The sequence below is a fragment of the Pseudomonas sp. EggHat1 genome, from assembly GCF_014892995.1.
Lineage (GTDB): Bacteria > Pseudomonadota > Gammaproteobacteria > Pseudomonadales > Pseudomonadaceae > Aquipseudomonas > Aquipseudomonas chaetocerotis.
Map to the genome: position 1 here is coordinate 1 of NZ_JACKQK010000046.1, position 588 is coordinate 588.

Consider the following 588-nt stretch of genomic DNA (forward strand, 5'->3'; position numbering starts at 1 on the left):
CATATATGCGACCACACAATGACAACTGCCAATAACATCAGGAGCATTTATGAATAACAGAACCCTGTTAGGACTTTCTCTGCTCACTCTGAGCGTCAGTACCGGGCAAGCTGCAATGGCCGCCGACGAGAAAGGCGAGGGATTTATCGAAGGCAGCAGCCTGACCATCCTCAATCGAAATCTCTACTTCAACCGTGACTTCCGCAAAGGCCAGTCCAGCAGCTCGGGTAATGGCTATTCGGAAGAGTGGGCGCATGGCGTGATAGGCCGATTCGAGTCTGGCTTCACCGAGGGCACCATAGGCTTCGGTGTCGATGCCTTTGCCATGCTAGGACTTAAACTTGACACTGGCGACGGCCGTTCAGGAGCCGGTGGCTCAGTCGATGTGCTGCCTTACAACAGCCTCGGGCAGGCTGAGGATAACTACTCCAAACTGGGTGGCGCGGTGAAAGCTCGGTTCATGGATACCGAGATCAAGGCAGGCGACGTCTTTCCCGTCAGCCCGGTCGTCCAATACGGTGATGCACGGCTTTTACCGGAGAGTTTCCGAGGTGTCACCGTGGTCAACAGCAGCGTGGAAGGACTGTC

At 55.3% G+C, this 588-nt stretch carries 1 protein-coding gene; it reads left to right on the top strand.

What is annotated here, in order from left to right:
• Positions 1-49: 49 nt before the first annotated feature.
• Positions 50-588 (top strand): OprD family outer membrane porin (locus INS93_RS24625; protein ID WP_192985866.1); only part of this gene is annotated, 539 nt, incomplete at its 3' end.